The 16,449-nt window shown below is 66.7% G+C and carries 11 protein-coding genes; all 11 read left to right on the top strand.

Annotated elements, in window-relative coordinates:
* Positions 1 to 473: 473 nt before the first annotated feature.
* Positions 474 to 2,918, top strand: coding sequence for a TonB-dependent receptor (locus DNK34_RS19045; RefSeq protein WP_131177804.1), 2,445 nt, complete (start codon positions 474 to 476; stop codon positions 2,916 to 2,918).
* 185 nt (positions 2,919 to 3,103) lie between these two features.
* The gene (locus DNK34_RS19040) at positions 3,104 to 4,501 is read left to right on the top strand and encodes a diaminobutyrate--2-oxoglutarate transaminase (RefSeq protein WP_131177803.1); all 1,398 of its coding nucleotides are present in this window, start codon (positions 3,104 to 3,106) and stop codon (positions 4,499 to 4,501) included.
* 106 nt (positions 4,502 to 4,607) lie between these two features.
* Positions 4,608 to 6,344: an IucA/IucC family protein gene (locus tag DNK34_RS19035; RefSeq protein WP_084303494.1), complete on the top strand. Its 1,737-nt coding sequence runs from the start codon at positions 4,608 to 4,610 to the stop codon at positions 6,342 to 6,344.
* Complete coding sequence (locus tag DNK34_RS19030; RefSeq protein WP_131177802.1) at positions 6,337 to 7,551, top strand: type III PLP-dependent enzyme; 1,215 nt, start codon at positions 6,337 to 6,339, stop codon at positions 7,549 to 7,551. Before DNK34_RS19035 ends, DNK34_RS19030 begins: the two co-directional genes overlap by 8 nt.
* A complete protein-coding gene (locus DNK34_RS19025; protein WP_131177801.1) occupies positions 7,551 to 9,008 on the top strand; it encodes a DHA2 family efflux MFS transporter permease subunit in 1,458 nt (485 codons plus the stop codon). Before DNK34_RS19030 ends, DNK34_RS19025 begins: the two co-directional genes overlap by 1 nt.
* An 11-nt stretch (positions 9,009 to 9,019) precedes the next feature.
* Complete coding sequence (locus tag DNK34_RS19020; RefSeq protein WP_131177800.1) at positions 9,020 to 10,888, top strand: IucA/IucC family protein; 1,869 nt, start codon at positions 9,020 to 9,022, stop codon at positions 10,886 to 10,888.
* Entirely contained in the window at positions 10,882 to 11,655 is a 774-nt protein-coding gene (locus DNK34_RS19015) for an HpcH/HpaI aldolase family protein (RefSeq protein ID WP_131177799.1), read from the top strand. Before DNK34_RS19020 ends, DNK34_RS19015 begins: the two co-directional genes overlap by 7 nt.
* A gap of 4 nt (positions 11,656 to 11,659) precedes the next feature.
* The gene (locus tag DNK34_RS19010) at positions 11,660 to 13,531 is read left to right on the top strand and encodes an IucA/IucC family protein (protein WP_131177798.1); all 1,872 of its coding nucleotides are present in this window, start codon (positions 11,660 to 11,662) and stop codon (positions 13,529 to 13,531) included.
* A 28-nt stretch (positions 13,532 to 13,559) separates the two neighbouring features.
* Positions 13,560 to 14,435, top strand: a complete 876-nt coding sequence (locus DNK34_RS19005) for an ABC transporter substrate-binding protein (protein ID WP_131199529.1) — start codon at positions 13,560 to 13,562, stop codon at positions 14,433 to 14,435.
* Positions 14,432 to 15,421, top strand: coding sequence for a FecCD family ABC transporter permease (locus DNK34_RS19000; protein ID WP_131177419.1), 990 nt, complete (start codon positions 14,432 to 14,434; stop codon positions 15,419 to 15,421). Before DNK34_RS19005 ends, DNK34_RS19000 begins: the two co-directional genes overlap by 4 nt.
* Positions 15,414 to 16,445, top strand: a complete 1,032-nt coding sequence (locus DNK34_RS18995; protein WP_131177418.1) for a FecCD family ABC transporter permease — start codon at positions 15,414 to 15,416, stop codon at positions 16,443 to 16,445. The genes DNK34_RS19000 and DNK34_RS18995 overlap by 8 nt, the downstream gene beginning before the upstream one ends.
* Positions 16,446 to 16,449 lie beyond the last annotated feature (4 nt).

Below are 16,449 nucleotides of genomic sequence, written 5' to 3'. Positions count from 1 at the left end.
GGGAGAGTGTGCCCTGGGTATCGCTGCGCTCAACCCAGGCTACGGTTTGTCGCTGAATGGCGATCTTTCTGGGAAGTGCCGCGTCGAAACCTGCCTGGCGTAGCCCGGGTCGAGCGCAGCGACACCCGGGAGAGAGTGCCCCGGGTATCGCTGCGCTCAACCCAGGCTACGGACTGGCAATATTCTCACCTGCAGGTGCCGGCAAGATCGGCATTCGACGCAAATCCTGTGGGAGCGTCGTCCCCGGCGCGAAAGCGATAGCGGCCATTGCGAAGATCTGCGGTATGGCCAGCATTCGCCGCGGGGTCGCGGCTCCTACAATTGCGGCCATCCCAAGAATCCGCGGCGTGTCCGCAATTCGTCGGAAAGCCGGCTCCTGCATATATTGGTCGTGAAATTTTTTCCGGGCTCTGTCCCTTTTTGTTCGCTCGCCTGTCATGGGTAGTAAGTGAATTGATCAGAGAGCCTCGCCAATGCCCGCAGTACCCCGTCATCGGACACCTCTGCTGTCTTGCATTTCCTACCCCACGGTATGCCTGAGCCTGCTGCTCGGCTTCGGCCCGGTCGCGCCGCTGGTCGCCTACAGCAATGCCCAGGAGCGTAGCTACGATGTACCGAGCAGCGACCTGGGGTCGGCGCTGACCCGTTTCGCCAGCCAGGCGGGGGTGAGCATTTCCGTGGACCCGGCGCTGGTCGGTGGCCGCAGCAGCCCGGGCCTGTCCGGTAGCTACAGCGTCGACGAAGGCTTCGCCCGCCTGCTGCAGGGCAGCGGGCTGCGGCTGCAGCCGGTCGGCGCCTCGGCCTACACCCTGGTACCTGCCACGGATGGGGCCGACGCCGTGGAAATCGCACCAACGGCGATCACCGGCGTCACGCTGCCTGCGGAGAGCCTCGAAGGCGAGCGCTATGCCGGTGGCCAGGTGGCGCGCCGCAGTTCGCAAGGGCTGCTCGGCTCGCGGGATTTCATGGAATCGCCGCTGAGCATGACCACCTACACCAGCGAGGCGGTGAAGAACAATCAGTCGCGCACCCTGGCCGACCTGACCGCCAGCGACCCGGCGGTACGCTCGACCAACCCGGCCGGCGGGCGTTTCGAGCAGTTCACCATCCGCGGTTTCAGTCTGTTCAACAGCGATGTGTCCTACGGCGGGCTGTACGGCATCATGCCGACGTACTCCATCGACATGGAAATGGCCGATCGCGTCGACATCCTTCGTGGCCCGACCCAACTGGTCAACGGTATCTCGCCGCGCGGTAGCGTCGGTGGTGGCATCAACGTGGTGCCCAAGCGTGCCACCGACCAGCCGATCACCGAGTTCACCGGCAGCTACGCCTCGGACAGCCAGGTCGGCGGCGCTGTCGACGTGGGCCGTCGCTTCGGCGAGGACAACCGCTTCGGCATCCGCTTCAACGGCGTCAAACAGTCCGGCGATACCGAGTGGGATCACCAGAAGGTCAACCGCGAGATGGCGGTGCTGGGGCTGGATTACCGTGACGAGCGCCTGCGCTTGTCGATGGACCTGGGGCATACCGAGCGCGACACCGACGCGCCTCAGGAGCGGGTGCTGGTCAGCGCCGCTGCACCGGTGCCGAAGGCTGACGACGTGCGCCACAACTATGCCCAGGCGTGGAGCAAGGCCGAGACCAGCGACACTTTCGGCGCCCTGCGCGGCGAGTTCGATATCGACGATTCGCTGATGGTCTACGGTGCCGTGGGCGCACGCAAGAGCAACCATGATTTCCTCCGCCACAACGTCTCGATCAGCAATGCGGCGGGCGACTTCACCGTGCAGCCCCGCGACTTCACCCGCGACGAGGACGTGCGCACGGTGAACATGGGCGTGCGCAAGTGGTTCCACACCGGTGCTGTCAGCCACGAAGTCAATCTGGCCGCGGACTACTTCGAGCTGGATTTCGAGAATGGCGGCGCTCGCTACGCCAACGGCGACAGCAATCTCTACGATCCGGTGCAGACGCCGAAGCCGCTCGTGCCGACGCGTTCCGATGCGAAGATCTACACCGAGAGCCGCTTCAGCGGCGTGGCGCTGTCCGACACCCTGGGCTTCATGGACGACCGCCTGCTGCTGACCCTCGGGGCGCGCTGGCAGCGGGTCAAGATCACCGACTGGAGTGATGGCGTCGAACAGCCGACCGGCTACGACGAGGAGAAGGTATCGCCCTCGGTGGGCGTGCTGTTCAAGGCCACCGACCAGTTGTCGCTCTACGCCAACTACATGGAAGGCCTGAGCCAGGGCAAGATCGCGCCATCGACCTCGAACAACGAAGACGAAATCTTCCCGCCCTTCATCAGTCGTCAGATCGAGGCGGGTGCCAAGTACGACATGGGGCGCTTCGCCATTACCGGCGCGGTGTTCCGTATCAAGCAGCCGGCCTACGAGACCGCCGCCCCTCTACCTGGACAGGATCTGGGAACCTTCGGCCCCAATGGCAAACGGGTCAACGATGGTGTCGAGCTCAGCGTATTTGGCGAACCGGTCGACGGTGTGCGGCTGCTCGGCGGTGTCATGTACATCGACAGCGAACTGCGCGGAACCAACAACGGTGGCGCCAACGACGGCAACCGCGCGCCGGCCACGCCGAAGTGGAACGCCAACCTGGGCGCTGAGTGGGACGTGCCGGGTGTCCAGGGCCTGACCCTGACCGGGCGCGGCATCTACAGCAGTTCGCAGTACCTCGATCAGGCCAATACCAAGGAGATCGATGCCTGGACGCGCTATGACGTCGGCGCCCGCTACGCCTTCAAGGTCGATGACAAGGCCGTCACCCTGCGCGGCACCGTCGAAAACGTGCTGAACAGCCGCGACTGGATCTCGGCCGGCGCGTCCGACGACAGCGAACCGGGCCTGACCCTCGCCACCCCGCGCACCTTCATTCTGTCGGCAACCGTCGGGTTCTGACCGTTGGCGCGCCTGCCAGCCAGGCGCGCCCTTGCACAACATAAAACCAACCATTCAGGGATGAAGCGGGAGCCACCGACCAGGCGGCCCCGTGTTTTTGCGTGACCTGCCATTGACTGATGAGTGCAGTGCTGACGACTTTCAACGGCTCCGCGAGGGGCCTCGAACAGATAGAGGCGAGCACCATGCTTAGCGAAAGAACCATCCCGCTGGATCGTAGCCATTACGATTCGAGCCAGCCCGGAAACGCGGACTACCTGGAACGCCAGGAACGATTCGAATCCAATGTGCGCAGTTACCCGCGCAAGCTGCCCCTGGCCATTGCCAAGGCGCAGGGCGTATGGGTGACCGACGTCGAAGGGCGGCGTTATCTCGACTGCCTGGCCGGCGCAGGAACCCTGGCACTGGGCCACAACCACCCAGCCATCGTCGATAGCCTGTCGAGCTTTCTGGCTTCCGGGGTGCCCATGCACACCCTGGACCTCACCACGCCGCTGAAGGATGCCTTCAGCGAGACCCTGCTCGGCGTGCTGCCGGGCCAGGGCTATTGCCTGCAGTTCTGTGGCCCCTCCGGGGCCGATGCCGTGGAGGCCGCGCTCAAGCTGGCCAAGACGGTGACCCGGCGCAGCAACGTCATCGCCTTTTCCGGCGGCTATCACGGCATGACCCACGGCGCCCTGGCGGTGACCGGCAACACCGGGCCGAAAGACGCCGTGGCTTCGCTGATGCCGGGCGTGCAGTTCATGCCGTTCCCCCACGAGTATCGCTGCCCGTTGGGCATCGGCGGGGAGGCCGGTGCCCGTGCCCTGGCGTATTACTTCACCCAGTTCATCGAGGATGTCGAAAGCGGTGTCTGCCTGCCGGCGGCGGTGATCGTCGAGGCGGTGCAGGGCGAGGGCGGTGCCAACCCGGCCCCCGACCACTGGCTGCGCACCCTGCGCGACGTCACCCAACGGCACGGTATCCTGCTGATCGTCGATGAGGTGCAGGCCGGCTTTGCGCGTACCGGACGGATGTTCGCCTTCGAGCATGCCGGTATCGAGCCCGACATCATCGTCATGTCCAAGGCGATCGGCGGTGGCCTGCCGCTGGCGGTGCTGGCCATCAAACGCGAGTTCGACGCCTGGCAGCCGGGCGCCCACACGGGCACTTTCCGCGGTAACCAGATGGCCATGGCCAGTGGCATGACCACCCTGCAGGTGATCCAGCGCGATGACCTTGCCGGGCAGGCCCGTGTGCGTGGCGACTGGTTGAAGCAACGCCTCGACGCGCTGCGTGAACGCTACCCGGCCATCGGCCAGGTGCGTGGGCGCGGGCTGATGCTCGGCCTGGAAATCGTCGACGAGCGCCAGCCGGTCGATGCCCAGGGTGCCCACCCCATGGACGCTGCCTTGTCGGCTTCGATCCAGAGCCACTGCTTCAGGCAGGGACTGCTACTGGAACGTGGCGGGCGCAATGGCAGCGTGATCCGCCTGCTGCCGCCGTTGATCATCGACGAGGCGCAGTGCGGTGAAGTGATCGTGCGTTTCGAGCGTGCGCTGGACGCCGCACTGGCCGCCGCGCCGGGAGGTGCCCGTGGCTGATCTGTCCGCACGCGCCGTGCGCGCCCACCCAGACCCGGATGCCTCCCCGGCCGACGCCCCCCACAACGATGGGGTGCGCGCCAGCCAGGCGCAGGTGGTCAGTGAAATGGCCGCTACCCATGCCTTGCTCAACTGCCTGATCAAGGAGTTCGCGCTGCCGGAGAACTGCGCGCGCTATGCCTGGCCGTCCCATGTGCGTGGCATCGCCCCCGCCAGCTACCTGCGGGCCATCCAGGGCAGAGGCCTGCCACTGGTGATCGACCTGCCGCAACGGCGGCAGTTTCTGGTGCTGGTGGATCGCCGCGATCCGCTCGGCAGCCAGCGTTACCTGAGCGACGTTTACACCCGGCAGGGCGACGCCGACTGGCGCTGCCCGACCTTCGCCGAATTCGCGGCGCAACTGCTGGAGGCCTGCCAGCAACTCACCGGCTCGCGCAATGCCGAGTTGCTCGACCAGGTGATGCAGAGCCAGGGCGTCACGGCGGCCATCGTCGACAGCGCGCTGCAGGGCGCGCACAACGAGCCGCTGCGCGATTACCTGGCCAGCGAACAGGGGCTGTGGTTCGGCCACCCCAACCATCCGGCCCCCAAGGCCCGGCTGTGGCCCGAACACCTGGGGCAGCAGACCTATGCGCCAGAGTTTCGCGCCCGGGTGCCGCTGCATGTCATCGAGGTGCCCCAGGACGGCCTGCAGGTGAGCGGTAACGGCCTGAGTGTCGATCAGGTGCTCGACGGCTTCGCCAGCCAGCGCCTGGCGCGCCGCGGGCGTGCAGCGATCTGCCTGCACCCGGTACAGGCCCAGCTGTTTCTCGCCGACCCCCGGGTCGCGGTGCTGATCGCCCGTGGCGAGATCGTCGACCTTGGCCAGACGGGCCCCCTGGCCAGCCCCACCGCCTCGATGCGCACCTGGTACGGTGACGGCCGCGGCTATTTTCTCAAGGGCTCGCTCAACGTGCGCATCACCAACTGCGTGCGCAAGAACGCCTGGTACGAGCTGGACAGCGCCATGCTCATCGATCGCCTGTTCACCCGCCTGCAGCGTGAACAGCCGATGACCATCGGCGGCGCCACCCTGGTCAGCGAGCCGGGTTCGCTGAGCTGGGCGCCGGTGGGCAGCAGTGCCGAAGACAGCCACTGGTTCCGCGAGCAGACCGGCGCCATCCTGCGGGAGAACTTCTGCCGCTACGCACCGCCCGAATCCTGTCTGATGGCGGGTACGCTGTTCGCCAGGGACCTGCAACTGCGGCCGCTGATCCATGGTTTCCTGCAGCAGGGATCGAAAAAGCACAGCGACGACCATCTGCTGGACTGGTTCGCGGCTTACCAGGCGCTGTTGCTGCGCCCGGTGCTGTCGCTGTTCTTCAACCATGGCGTGGTGCTGGAGCCGCACCTGCAGAACGCGGTGCTGGTGCACGACAATGGCTGGCCGGCGCAATTGCTGCTGCGCGACTTCGAAGGTGTCAAGCTCACCGATGACCTGGGCGTGGATTACCTCGAGGAGGACGTGCAGCCCCGGGTCCGTCAATCGCTGACCTACTCGCGTGAGCAGGGCTGGAAACGCATCAGTTACTGCCTGTTCGTCAATAACCTGTCCGAGGCGATCCTGGCACTGAGCTGGGATCGTCCGCACCTGGCTGCCCGCATGTGGCAGGCGGTGGCGCGTCAGCTGTTGGAGCTGCGCGGCGAACTGATCAGGCCGGCGCCCGAGCTGGACGCGCTGCTCGCCGGTGAGCCCATCGCCTGCAAGACCAACCTCAAGGTGCGCCTGTCGGCCCAGGCCGACCGCCATGCCGGCTACGTGCGCCTGGCCTGCCCATGGGCCGAGGAGGTGCAGCATGGATAAGCTGCCCGGCACGGTGCTCGACGCCATCGAGCAGGCTCGCAGCCATGCGGCGGATCCTCTGGCGGTGTTCGTCTACGACCTCGATGCCCTGGCGCAGCATGTCCGCGAGGTGATGGCCGAACTGCCCGCGGGGGTGGAGCTGTATTACGCGATCAAGGCCAACAGCGAGGCGCCTGTCCTGCAGACCCTGTTGCCGCTGGTGGATGGCTTCGAGATTTCCTCCGGTGGCGAGATCGAGCGGCTGCAGGCGGCCGCCAGCGACAAGCCCTTCGTGTTTTCCGGCCCTGGCAAGCTCGACGCCGAACTGCGTGCCGCGCTCGGCCAGGGGGTGGCGGCGATTCATGTCGAGAGCCTGGGCGAGATCGACCGCCTGCAACGCATCGCGGCCGAGTTCGGCCGGGTGCAGGCGGTGTTCATCCGCATCAACCCGGAGCTGCCGGCCACGCTGTCCACCCGGTTGGCCATGGCCGGTACCGCGACGCCGTTCGGGCTGGACGAGTCCGAGGTGCCGCAGGCGGTCAAACGGGTGGAGGCGTGCAGCCACCTGTCCCTCCAGGGTTTCCACGTGCACGCGATGTCCCACCAGCAGCAGGTGGAGCGCCACGAGCAACTGCTCGACCTGTACCTGCAGCGCTGGTCGCAGTGGAAGGCCCTGGCCAGCCGACCCGAGACGGTCACCCACCTGAACGTCGGTGGCGGTATCGGGGTGGATTACCTGAGCGGCGAGCGTTTCGACTGGCCGCGCCTGTGCCGCCATTTGGAACGTCGTCTTGGGGAGCTTGAAGGTGCACCGGTGGTGCGTTTCGAGCCGGGGCGCTTCATCAGCGCGTTCTGCGGCTACTACGCCATCGAGGTGCTGGACGCCAAATCCAGTCACGGCCAGCACTTTCTGGTCTGCCGTGGCGGCACCCACCAGTTCCGCCTGCCGGTGGCCCAGGGCCACGATCACCCGGTGATCCATCTGCCGGTGGCCGGGCGCGCGGCGAGTGGCGTAGCGCGGCCATGGACCATCGTCGGCCAGTTGTGCACGCCCAAGGACGTGCTCAGTCGTGGCCGGCAACTGGTCGATGCCGCCGTGGGCGATCTGTTGGTACTGCCGCTGGCCGGTGCCTACGGCTACAACATCTCGCACCTCGACTTCCTTTGCCATCCTCGTCCCGAGCAGCTGTTCGTCAGGGCCGAGGGCGACCGGGGAGGGGATGGCTGATGGCGCCGCTACCGGCATCGCGCCGGCTGCTGGTGGCTGCGGTGATCCTCGGCACCACCACCGTGAGCCTCAACAACACCTCGTTGAATCCGGCACTGCCGGCTTTCATCGAGGCGTTCGCGCTGGGCCCGGTGATGGCTACGTGGATCGTCGCGGCCTTCATGGTGAGCATGGGCATGACCATGCCGTTGACCAGCTACCTGGCGCAGCGCGTGGGGCGCAAGGCCCTGTACCTCGCGGGCCTGGCGCTGTTCATCGGCGGCTCGCTGCTGGGCGCCATGGCCGACTCCATCGCCTGGGTGATCACCGCCCGGGTGGTGCAGGGCATCGCCAGCGGGTTGATGATTCCGCTGTCCCTGGCGATCATCTTTTCGGTCTACCCGAAGGGCGAGCGGGGTGCGGTCACCGGCCTCTGGGGCGCAGCGGTAATGCTCGCACCGGCGGTCGGGCCGCTGTGCGGCAGCCTGGTGCTGCAGGGGTACGACTGGCGGGCGCTGTTCCTGGTCAACCTGCCCATCGGTCTGTTGGCCCTCGGCCTGGGCGTCAAGGTGCTGCCGACGAACGAGGCGGGGGCGGGCAAGCCGTTCGACCTGACCGGCTACCTGCTGGTCGCGGTCGGTATCGGCGTGCTGATGGTCACCGTGGGCCGACTGCGCCACCTGCAGGCCCTGGCTGATCCGCTCAACCTGCTCGGCCTGCTGCTGGCGGTGGCCTGTCTGGCGGCGTTCGTCAGGCAGCAGTTGCGCCACACGGCGCCCCTGCTGGAACTGCGCATCTTCGCCCTGAAAGGCTACCGGTCGAGCGTGATCATCGCCGTGGCGCAGTCCGTCGGCATGTTCGAGTGCCTGGTACTGGTGCCGTTGCTGGTGCAGATGGTGATGGGCCACAACGCCATCTGGACCGGTATCGCGCTGCTCTGCACCGCCTTGTCGGCCAGCCTGTGCGGGCACTACGGCGGCAGGCTGCTCGACCGCCACGGGCCACGGGGCATCGTCTCTGCCGGCCTGCTGTTGACCGGCCTGGCGACCTTCTCCCTGGGCACCATCGATCACGATGTCGGGATGCTCGCTATCTGCCTGCTGATGGTGGTGCGTGGTGCCGGCCTGGGGCTGTCCTACATGCCGGTGACCACCGCCGGGCTGGACGTGCTACCCGAGGCGCTGGTCACCCAGGGCGCGGCGATGAACAACATCTCGCGCCGCCTGCTGTCGTCACTGGCCATCGTGCTGGCTTCGCTGTGGCTGCAGATCCGCCTCGGCGATAACTGGGGGGCAGCCCATGCTGGCGCGGTGCACTCCGGGGCAGCCCATGCCGGTACGGCCAGCGCCATCGGCGAAGTGTTCATCGCCACCGGTGTGGTGATCCTGCTTGCCCTGCCGTTCGCCTGGCGCTTTCCAAATACCCTTTCCAACGACCCGGTCGAGCAAGGCTCGGCCCTGTCCGAACACCGTTCATGAGGTGTCTATCCATGTCTTCCTTTACTCCCCTTCGCCTGCCCGAACTGATCGCCCATGCCCACGCATGGCTGACCCCGGCTGACCCCCAACGCTACCGCCAGGTGTCGCAACGGGTGATCGGGCAACTGCTGCAAACCCTGCTCTTCGAAGATGTGCTGAGCTATCGTTGCGAGCCACTCGCAGGCGGCCGCCAGCGCTTCATCGTCGAAGGGCGCGATGAGCAGGCCCAGGCCGTGGTCGAGTACCGCTGCCTGGGGCTGCTCAGCGACAGCTTCGCCATCATCCGTCTGGACCCGGCCACCCTGCAGCGTGTCGATGCCCAGGGCCAGATCAGCCAGCCGGATCTGCACCAGGCCCTGGCGGAACTGCTCGGCGCCCTGGCCGACGGCCCGCACATGCCACGCTTCATTCAGGAACTGGAGCAAACACTGCTCAAGGATCTGCAGTCGCGCACCCAGAGCTACCGGCCCGCCGCCGCGCCGCACACCCTGGATGCCGATACCCTGGAGCGGCATTTCATGGATGCCCACAGCTACCACCCTTGCTACAAGTCGCGCATCGGCTTTTCCCTGGACGACAACCGTCGTTACGGCCCCGAGTTCGGCCTGCCGCTGGCCGTGGTCTGGCTGGGCATCGCCCGGCAGTTGGGTTCCGCCAATGGCTCGCGGGGTGTGGATCTGCAGGCGTTCCTGACGGATGCATTCGGTCAGCAGCGCTGGGCCGAGATCGACCGCGCATTGGCCGAGCAGGGCCGTTCTCTGGACGATTACTGGCCGATTCCCGTGCACCCCTGGCAGTGGGAGCAGGTCATCGTGCCGACCTTCCAGGCCGAGCTGGCGAGTGGCGAGCTGCTTTACCTCGGCACCTCGGGGGCCGATTACCGGGCTCAGCAGTCGATCCGCACGCTGGCCAACGTCGAGGAGCCCACCAAGCCCTACGTGAAGCTCGCGCTGAGCATGACCAACACCTCCAGCACGCGCATTCTGGCGCGGCACACGGTGATGAACGGGCCGATCATCAACGACTGGCTGCAACAGCTGATCGCCACCGACGCCACGGCCCGGGAACTGGGTTTCGTGGTGCTTGGCGAGGTCGCCGGGGTGAGTTTCGACTACGCCCAACTGCCGACTATCCGGCAAAGCCAGGCCTACGGCACCCTCGGTGCGATCTGGCGGGAGAACCTCAATACCTACCTGAAACCGGGCGAGCAGGGTGTGCCTTTCAATGGCCTCAGCCATGTCGAGAACCGCTACGGCGAAGGTGACCAGCAGCCCTTCATCGATGCCTGGATCGCCCGCCATGGCCTGCACGCCTGGGTGCAGCAACTGCTGCGGGTCAGCGTGGCGCCCATCGTGCACATGCTCTATGCCGAAGGCATCGGCATGGAGTCCCACGGCCAGAACATCGTGCTGATCCACCGTGACGGCTGGCCAGAGCGTATCGCCCTCAAGGACTTCCATGACGGCGTGCGCTACTCGCCTGCACACCTGGCCCGCCCGCACCTGGCGCCGCACCTGGTGCCGCTGCCCGAGAGTCACGCGCGGCTGAACCGCAACTCGTTCATCCTCACCGAGGATGTCGATGCGGTGCGGGATTTTTCCTGCGATGCGTTCTTCTTCATCTGCCTGGCCGAGCTGGCGATCTTCCTGCGTCAGCACTGCAGCCTGGAGGAGGGCGAGTTCTGGCGCATGACCGCCGCCGTGGTGCTCGACTACCAGCGCGAGCACCCGCAACACGCAGCGCGTTTCGCGGTGTTCGACGTGTTCGCCGCCGAGTACGAAGTGGAGGAACTGACCAAGCGCCGGCTGCTCGGTGACGGTGAGCGACGCTTCAAGCGGGTGCCCAATCCACTGCACATCCATGGGCCACGCACATGCTGAGAAGCAATCGACTCAAGGCGCAACTGGCCGCGGGCGAGGGGACCCGTGGCCTGATCGCGTCGATTCCCTCGCCGGCCTCCATCGAGCTGATCGGCGAAGCCGGCTACGACTTCGTGATCATCGATCTGGAGCATGTGCTGATCAACCCGGAAACCGTCGAGCACATGATCCGCACCGCCGAGAGCTATGGGCTCACGCCCCTGGTGCGGGTGCCGGACTTCGACCGCAAACGCATGCTGCGGCTGCTCGACGGCGGCGCCCAGGGCATCGTCCTGCCCCAGGTGGAACGGCCGGAGGACCTGAGCGCGGCGATCCGCGCCTGCAAGTACCACCCGCTGGGCGAGCGCAGCCTGAATGCCGGTCGTCCCGGTGCCTTCGGCAAGGCCAGCCTGGCCGAGTACGTCACCCGGGCCAACGGCCAGATCATGGTCGTGGCCATGATCGAGAGCGTCGAGGGCGTGCGCCGTGCCGCCGAGCTGGCCGCAGTGCCGGGGCTGGACATGATCCTCGAAGGCGCTGCCGATCTTTCCCAGTCGTTCGGCACGCCCTGGCGTATCGACCAGCCCGCCGTGCAGGAAGCGCTGATCGATACCTGGCGTGCCGCCCAGGCTGCCGGCATCCCGTACTGCGCCATACCACGCCAGCCCGATGACCACTTGCGGTGGCTTGAGCGCGGCGTCAATACCTTCGTGCTGGGCGACGAACGCGGCATCGCGTTCCGCGCCCTCCAGGCCAGACTGGCCGCCACCTCGACGAGAGGACACTGATCTCATGACCACCACCAAGCAAGCCATCGCCAACGATCTGGTGATGCAGGACCTGATCGACTGCCTGCTCGCCGAAGATTTTTTCGGCACCCTCGACGCCAACCTGACCGAGCCGGCCGCCTGGCGTGCCGCTCAGCCCGACTCGCCGCTCGCCAGTCTGGAGGCGCCGCACAGGATCTGGCACTGGCACTACGACGCGGCCGAGCAGCGCGGCCTGGCGGTCGCCCTGCGGGCCGGCATCACCCAGGCCTGGGAGAAGGTGCCGGGCACCCCGGTGCTCGACGTGCAGGGCGGCAGCACCCGGCTGCTGAGCCCCGATGCGTTCATGGCACTGGCCCTCAAGGGCGTGAAAGTCGATGCGCTCGACAACCACAAGGGCATCGAGCTGTTCATGGACGTGCTGCGTACCAGCGTCCGGCAGACTGCGCTGTCACTCGATCATCAGGTGCCTACGGGCGGCTTGCTGGAAAAGGACGGTGCCGCGTTCTTCCTGGCCATGGAGCAGTGGGGCTCGCTGCGCGACCGCCCGTTCCATCCCCTGGCCAAGGCCAAGCAGGGCCTGGACGATGCCCAGTACCGGCAGTATCAGGCGGAGTTCGACCAGCCACTGGCCCTCAACTGGGTGGCCGTGGCCAAGGGCAGTCTGACCTTTGGCGACGGCGTCGACGGCCTGGACAGCTGCCAGCCAGCCCACTACATCCTCGACACCGAGCAGCGCGCAGACCTGGACGCCGAGTTGCGTGCCCTCGGCCTCGCTGACAGCCATGTCGCCCTGCCTGTGCACCCCTGGCAACTGGAGCGGGTGCTGCCTGCGCAGCTCGGCGGCGCATTCGAGCGGGGTGATTGTCACCGTCTGAACTTCCAGAAGGGCAGCTTCAACCCCACGTCCTCCCTGCGTTCACTGGCTTGCGCGGCGGCGCCGGCCGATCACATCAAGCTGCCTATGGCGGTGTATTCCCTGGGCGCCTCCCGTTATCTGCCCGCCGTGAAGATGATCAACGGCGGGCTGAGCGAAGCGTTGCTGCGCCAGGGCCGGGAGCGTGACGAGGTGCTGCGAGAAACCCTGCACATCTGCGACGAAAGCAAATGGTGGGGGTACATGCCTGACGGCGGCACATTGTTCGACGAGGCGCCGCGGCACCTCTCGGCCATGGTTCGTGGCTATCCGCCGAAACTGCTCGCGGATCCCGCCAAACGCCTGCTGCCCATGGCCGCGCTGGGCACACCGTTGCAGGACAGCGACCGGCATTTCTTCGACGACTGCATCCGTCAGCGCGGTCTGCCTGCGGGCCCGTCCTCGGTGCTGCAGTTGTTCTTTGAGCTGTGCGAGCTGTTCTTCGACGTCAACCTGCGCATGTTCCGCCTCGGCATGCTGGGCGAGGTACACGGCCAGAACGCGGTGCTGGTGTATGAAGCGGGCACGGTCAGCGGCCTGCTGCTGCGCGACCATGACTCGCTGCGCCTGTACGTGCCCTGGCTGGAGCGCAATGGCATGCTCGACCCGCAGTACCGGATCAAGAAGGGCCACGCCCAGACGCTCTACCACGAGCGCCCCGAGGATCTGCTGTTCTGGCTGCAGACGCTGGGCATCCAGGTCAACCTGCGCGGTATCATCGACACCCTGGAGCGGGTCTACGACGTGCCGGCCGTGCAGGCCTGGCGTGTGCTGCGTGACGCGCTGAACGGACGAATCGCCGCCGTGCCGTTCGACGACCAGGCCCGCGCGGTGTTGCGTGGCCAGTTGTTCGAGTCCGCCACCTGGCCGCAGAAACTCCTGCTGCGTCCGATGATCGAACGAGCCGGTGGGCCGGGCAGCATGCCGTTCGGCAAGGGGCTGGTCGTCAATCCATTGAATAGGATCGAGCTTGGAAGGTAATAAGGGGTCGTTGTCCAGGCGCACGTTGATGCGCCTGTCCCTGGGAGCGCTCGCTGCAGGTGCAATCCCTGTGGCCAAGGCCGGGCCTGCACCGCAGCGGATCATCACGCTGTTTCAGGGCGCCACCGATACCGCGGTGGCGCTCGGCATTCGGCCGGCTGGCGTAGTCGATTCGTGGAGCGAGAAGCCCATGTATCGCTACCTGCGCCCAGCCCTGACAGGCGTGCCCCATGTCGGCCTGGAAACCCAGCCGAGTCTGGAGGACATCGCCTTGCTCGCGCCGGATCTGATCGTCGCCTCGCGGTTTCGCCACGAGCGGATCCAGGGGTTGCTCGAACAGCTGTGTCCGGTGGTGATGCTGGACGAGGTTTTCGAATTTCAGAAGACCCTGCGCGTGATGGGTGTCGCCACCGCGCGCAGGGTCGAGGCGGATGCCCTGCAGGCGAGCTGGGACGCACGCATCGCTGCGCTTGGGGCTCGTCTGCAGGCGCATTTCGGCGAGCGCTGGCCGCTCAGCGTGTCGGTACTGGATGTTCGCGAGGATCACCTGCGCAGCTACCTGCCCGACAGCTTCGCCGGCAGCGTGCTCGGCCAGCTCGGTTTCGTGTGGAGCGAGCAGGGCCGCAATGCCCAGGGCGTGTCCATCAAGCTCAGCAGTCGGGAAAGCCTGCCGGTGGTGGATGCCGACGTGTTCTTCGTCTTCGGTCGTGCCGACAGCCCGGGCGTACAGCGTCATTACCAGAGCCTGACCGCCCATCCGCTGTGGCAGCGCATGGCGGCACCCCAGGCGGGGCGGGTCTGGTGGGTGGGCGGGGTGGCGTGGATATTCTCCGGCGGCATCCTCGGCGCCAACCGCATGCTCGACGATATCGAGCGGACGATTCTGCGGGACGCCCAGTCATGAGGTCGGTAAGCAAACTGGGCATCGCGCTGCTGGTGCTGCTGGGCTGCTGTGCGCTGAGCCTGTCCATCGGCGCCAGCTGGATCGCGCCGCATACGGTGCTCACCGCGCTGCTGCATGCCGATCCGCTGAACATCGAGCAACTGCTGGTCAACACCACACGGCTGTCGCGCACCCTGGTCGCGGTGGTGGTGGGGGCCAGCCTGGCGGTGGCCGGCGCGCTGATGCAGGCCATGACCCGCAACCCGCTGGCCTCGCCAGGCTTGTTCGGCATCAATGCCGGAGCGACCTTTTCGCTGATTCTCTGCCTGTCGCTGTTTTCCATCAGTTCGCCCGAGCAGTGGCTGTGGAGCGCGTTCATCGGTGCGGCGCTGGCCGGTGCGCTGGTGTGGCTGGTGGGCAATACCGGACAGGGCGCGCTCAACCCCTTGCGCATGGTACTCGCCGGCGCGGCGATCACCGCCTTGTTTACGGCGTTCAGCCAGGCACTGCTGGTGATCGATCAGCAAGGGCTGGACACGGTGCTGTTCTGGCTGGCCGGCTCCCTCAGCGAGCGCAGCCTGGCGACCGCCCAGCCGTTGCTGATCTGCGCCCTGGTGGCCTTGCTGGTCGCCTGTTTGCTCGGTGCCCAGGTCAACGTCCTCAACGCCGGTGTGCAGATCGCCATCGGGCTGGGCCAGCGCACCGGGCTGATTCGCCTGCAACTGGGCGTACTGGTGGTGATGCTGGCCGGTAGCGCGGTGGCCCTGGCGGGCAGCATCGGTTTCATCGGCCTGATCGTGCCGCACGTGGTACGCCGCCTGGTCGGCATCGATCACCGGGTGATGTTGCCCGGCTGTGCGCTGCTTGGTGCCACGCTGCTGCTGGTGGCGGACATGCTGGCCCGGGTGGTGATCCTCCCGCAGGAAATCCCGGTAGGGGTGATGACGGCGCTGTTCGGTGCACCGTTCTTCATTGCACTAGCCAGGCGCGGAGGTCGTCATGCTTAACCCCGTCGTGCTGCGCTGGCGCGGCTTCTCCCGTCGTATCGAGCGCAAGGGCTCGTTGCGTCTGCTGCTGGCCGTGCTATTCAGCGCAGCGGTGATGCTGCTGAGCCTGTGTCTGGGCAAGGTCGTGCTATCGCCGCAGAGCGTACTGCAGGTTTTGGCAGGCGAGGGCGGTGCAGCCTTGTCGTTTATCGTCGAGCAGCTGCGCCTGCCCCGGTTGCTGCTGGGCGCACTGATCGGCGGTGCTCTGGCGGTTTCCGGGCTGATTCTCCAGGCCATCGTGCGCAATCCGCTGGCCTCGCCGGATCTGCTCGGGCTGTCCAGTGGCGCCAGTGCGGCGGCGGTGCTGTACCTGTCCAGCTTCGCAGCGGTGTGGGGCATGGGCGGCTTGCCGCTGGCGGCGATGCTCGGCGCCGGGGCCGCGGCGCTGGCGGTCTACGGCCTGGCCTGGAAGCAGGGCACCTCACCGCTGCGGCTGGTGCTGATCGGCGTCGGCATCTCGGCGATGCTGGCCGCGGCCACCACCTTCATGCTGGTATTCAGCCCGCTGACCACCACCTTGTCGGCCTATGTCTGGCTGACCGGCAGCGTGTACGGCGCCGGCTGGCCCGAAGTGCATGCCTTGGCGACCTGGTTGGCTTGCCTGCTGCCGATCCTGGTGCTGCTGTCGCGCCATGTGGTGGTTCAGCAACTGGACGAAGGGCTGGCCCGCGGTATCGGCGTACGCGTGCAGTGGCTGCGCGCCGCGTTGCTCGCCGTCAGCGTGGCGCTGGCGGGCTCGGCTATCGCCTGGGGCGGAGCCATGGCCTTCGTCGGGCTGATCGCTCCGCACATCGCCCGGCAGCTGATCCCCATCGGCTTCGCCGCCCAGGCCTGCATGGCGGCGCTGGTCGGCGCCAACCTGGTGATGCTCGCCGACCTGGCGGGGCGCACCCTGTTTCTGCCGCTGGACCTGCCTGCCGGCATCTTCGTCGCCGTGTTCGGCACCCCCTATTTTCTGTACCTGCTGATCAAACAGCGGCAGTGAGGAA

The sequence above is a fragment of the Phytopseudomonas dryadis genome (assembly GCF_004327355.1).
Taxonomy (GTDB): Bacteria; Pseudomonadota; Gammaproteobacteria; order Pseudomonadales; family Pseudomonadaceae; genus Aquipseudomonas; species Aquipseudomonas dryadis.
Note: the sequence above shows the minus strand (reverse complement) of the source record. Positions and strands in the feature narration are given on the sequence as shown.

Bases quoted from the DNA above. Each gene is read 5' to 3' on its own strand.
- DNK34_RS18995 (WP_131177418.1), top strand. From the start codon at position 15,414: ATGCTTAACCCCGTCGTGCTGCGCTGGCGCGGCTTCTCCCGTCGTATC.
- DNK34_RS19005 (WP_131199529.1), top strand. From the start codon at position 13,560: ATGCGCCTGTCCCTGGGAGCGCTCGCTGCAGGTGCAATCCCTGTGGCC.
- DNK34_RS19025 (WP_131177801.1), top strand. From the start codon at position 7,551: ATGGCGCCGCTACCGGCATCGCGCCGGCTGCTGGTGGCTGCGGTGATC.
- DNK34_RS19030 (WP_131177802.1), top strand. From the start codon at position 6,337: ATGGATAAGCTGCCCGGCACGGTGCTCGACGCCATCGAGCAGGCTCGC.
- DNK34_RS19010 (WP_131177798.1), top strand. From the start codon at position 11,660: ATGACCACCACCAAGCAAGCCATCGCCAACGATCTGGTGATGCAGGAC.
- DNK34_RS19040 (WP_131177803.1), top strand. From the start codon at position 3,104: ATGCTTAGCGAAAGAACCATCCCGCTGGATCGTAGCCATTACGATTCG.
- DNK34_RS19035 (WP_084303494.1), top strand. From the start codon at position 4,608: ATGGCCGCTACCCATGCCTTGCTCAACTGCCTGATCAAGGAGTTCGCG.
- DNK34_RS19000 (WP_131177419.1), top strand. From the start codon at position 14,432: ATGAGGTCGGTAAGCAAACTGGGCATCGCGCTGCTGGTGCTGCTGGGC.
- DNK34_RS19045 (WP_131177804.1), top strand. From the start codon at position 474: ATGCCCGCAGTACCCCGTCATCGGACACCTCTGCTGTCTTGCATTTCC.
- DNK34_RS19020 (WP_131177800.1), top strand. From the start codon at position 9,020: ATGTCTTCCTTTACTCCCCTTCGCCTGCCCGAACTGATCGCCCATGCC.
- DNK34_RS19015 (WP_131177799.1), top strand. From the start codon at position 10,882: ATGCTGAGAAGCAATCGACTCAAGGCGCAACTGGCCGCGGGCGAGGGG.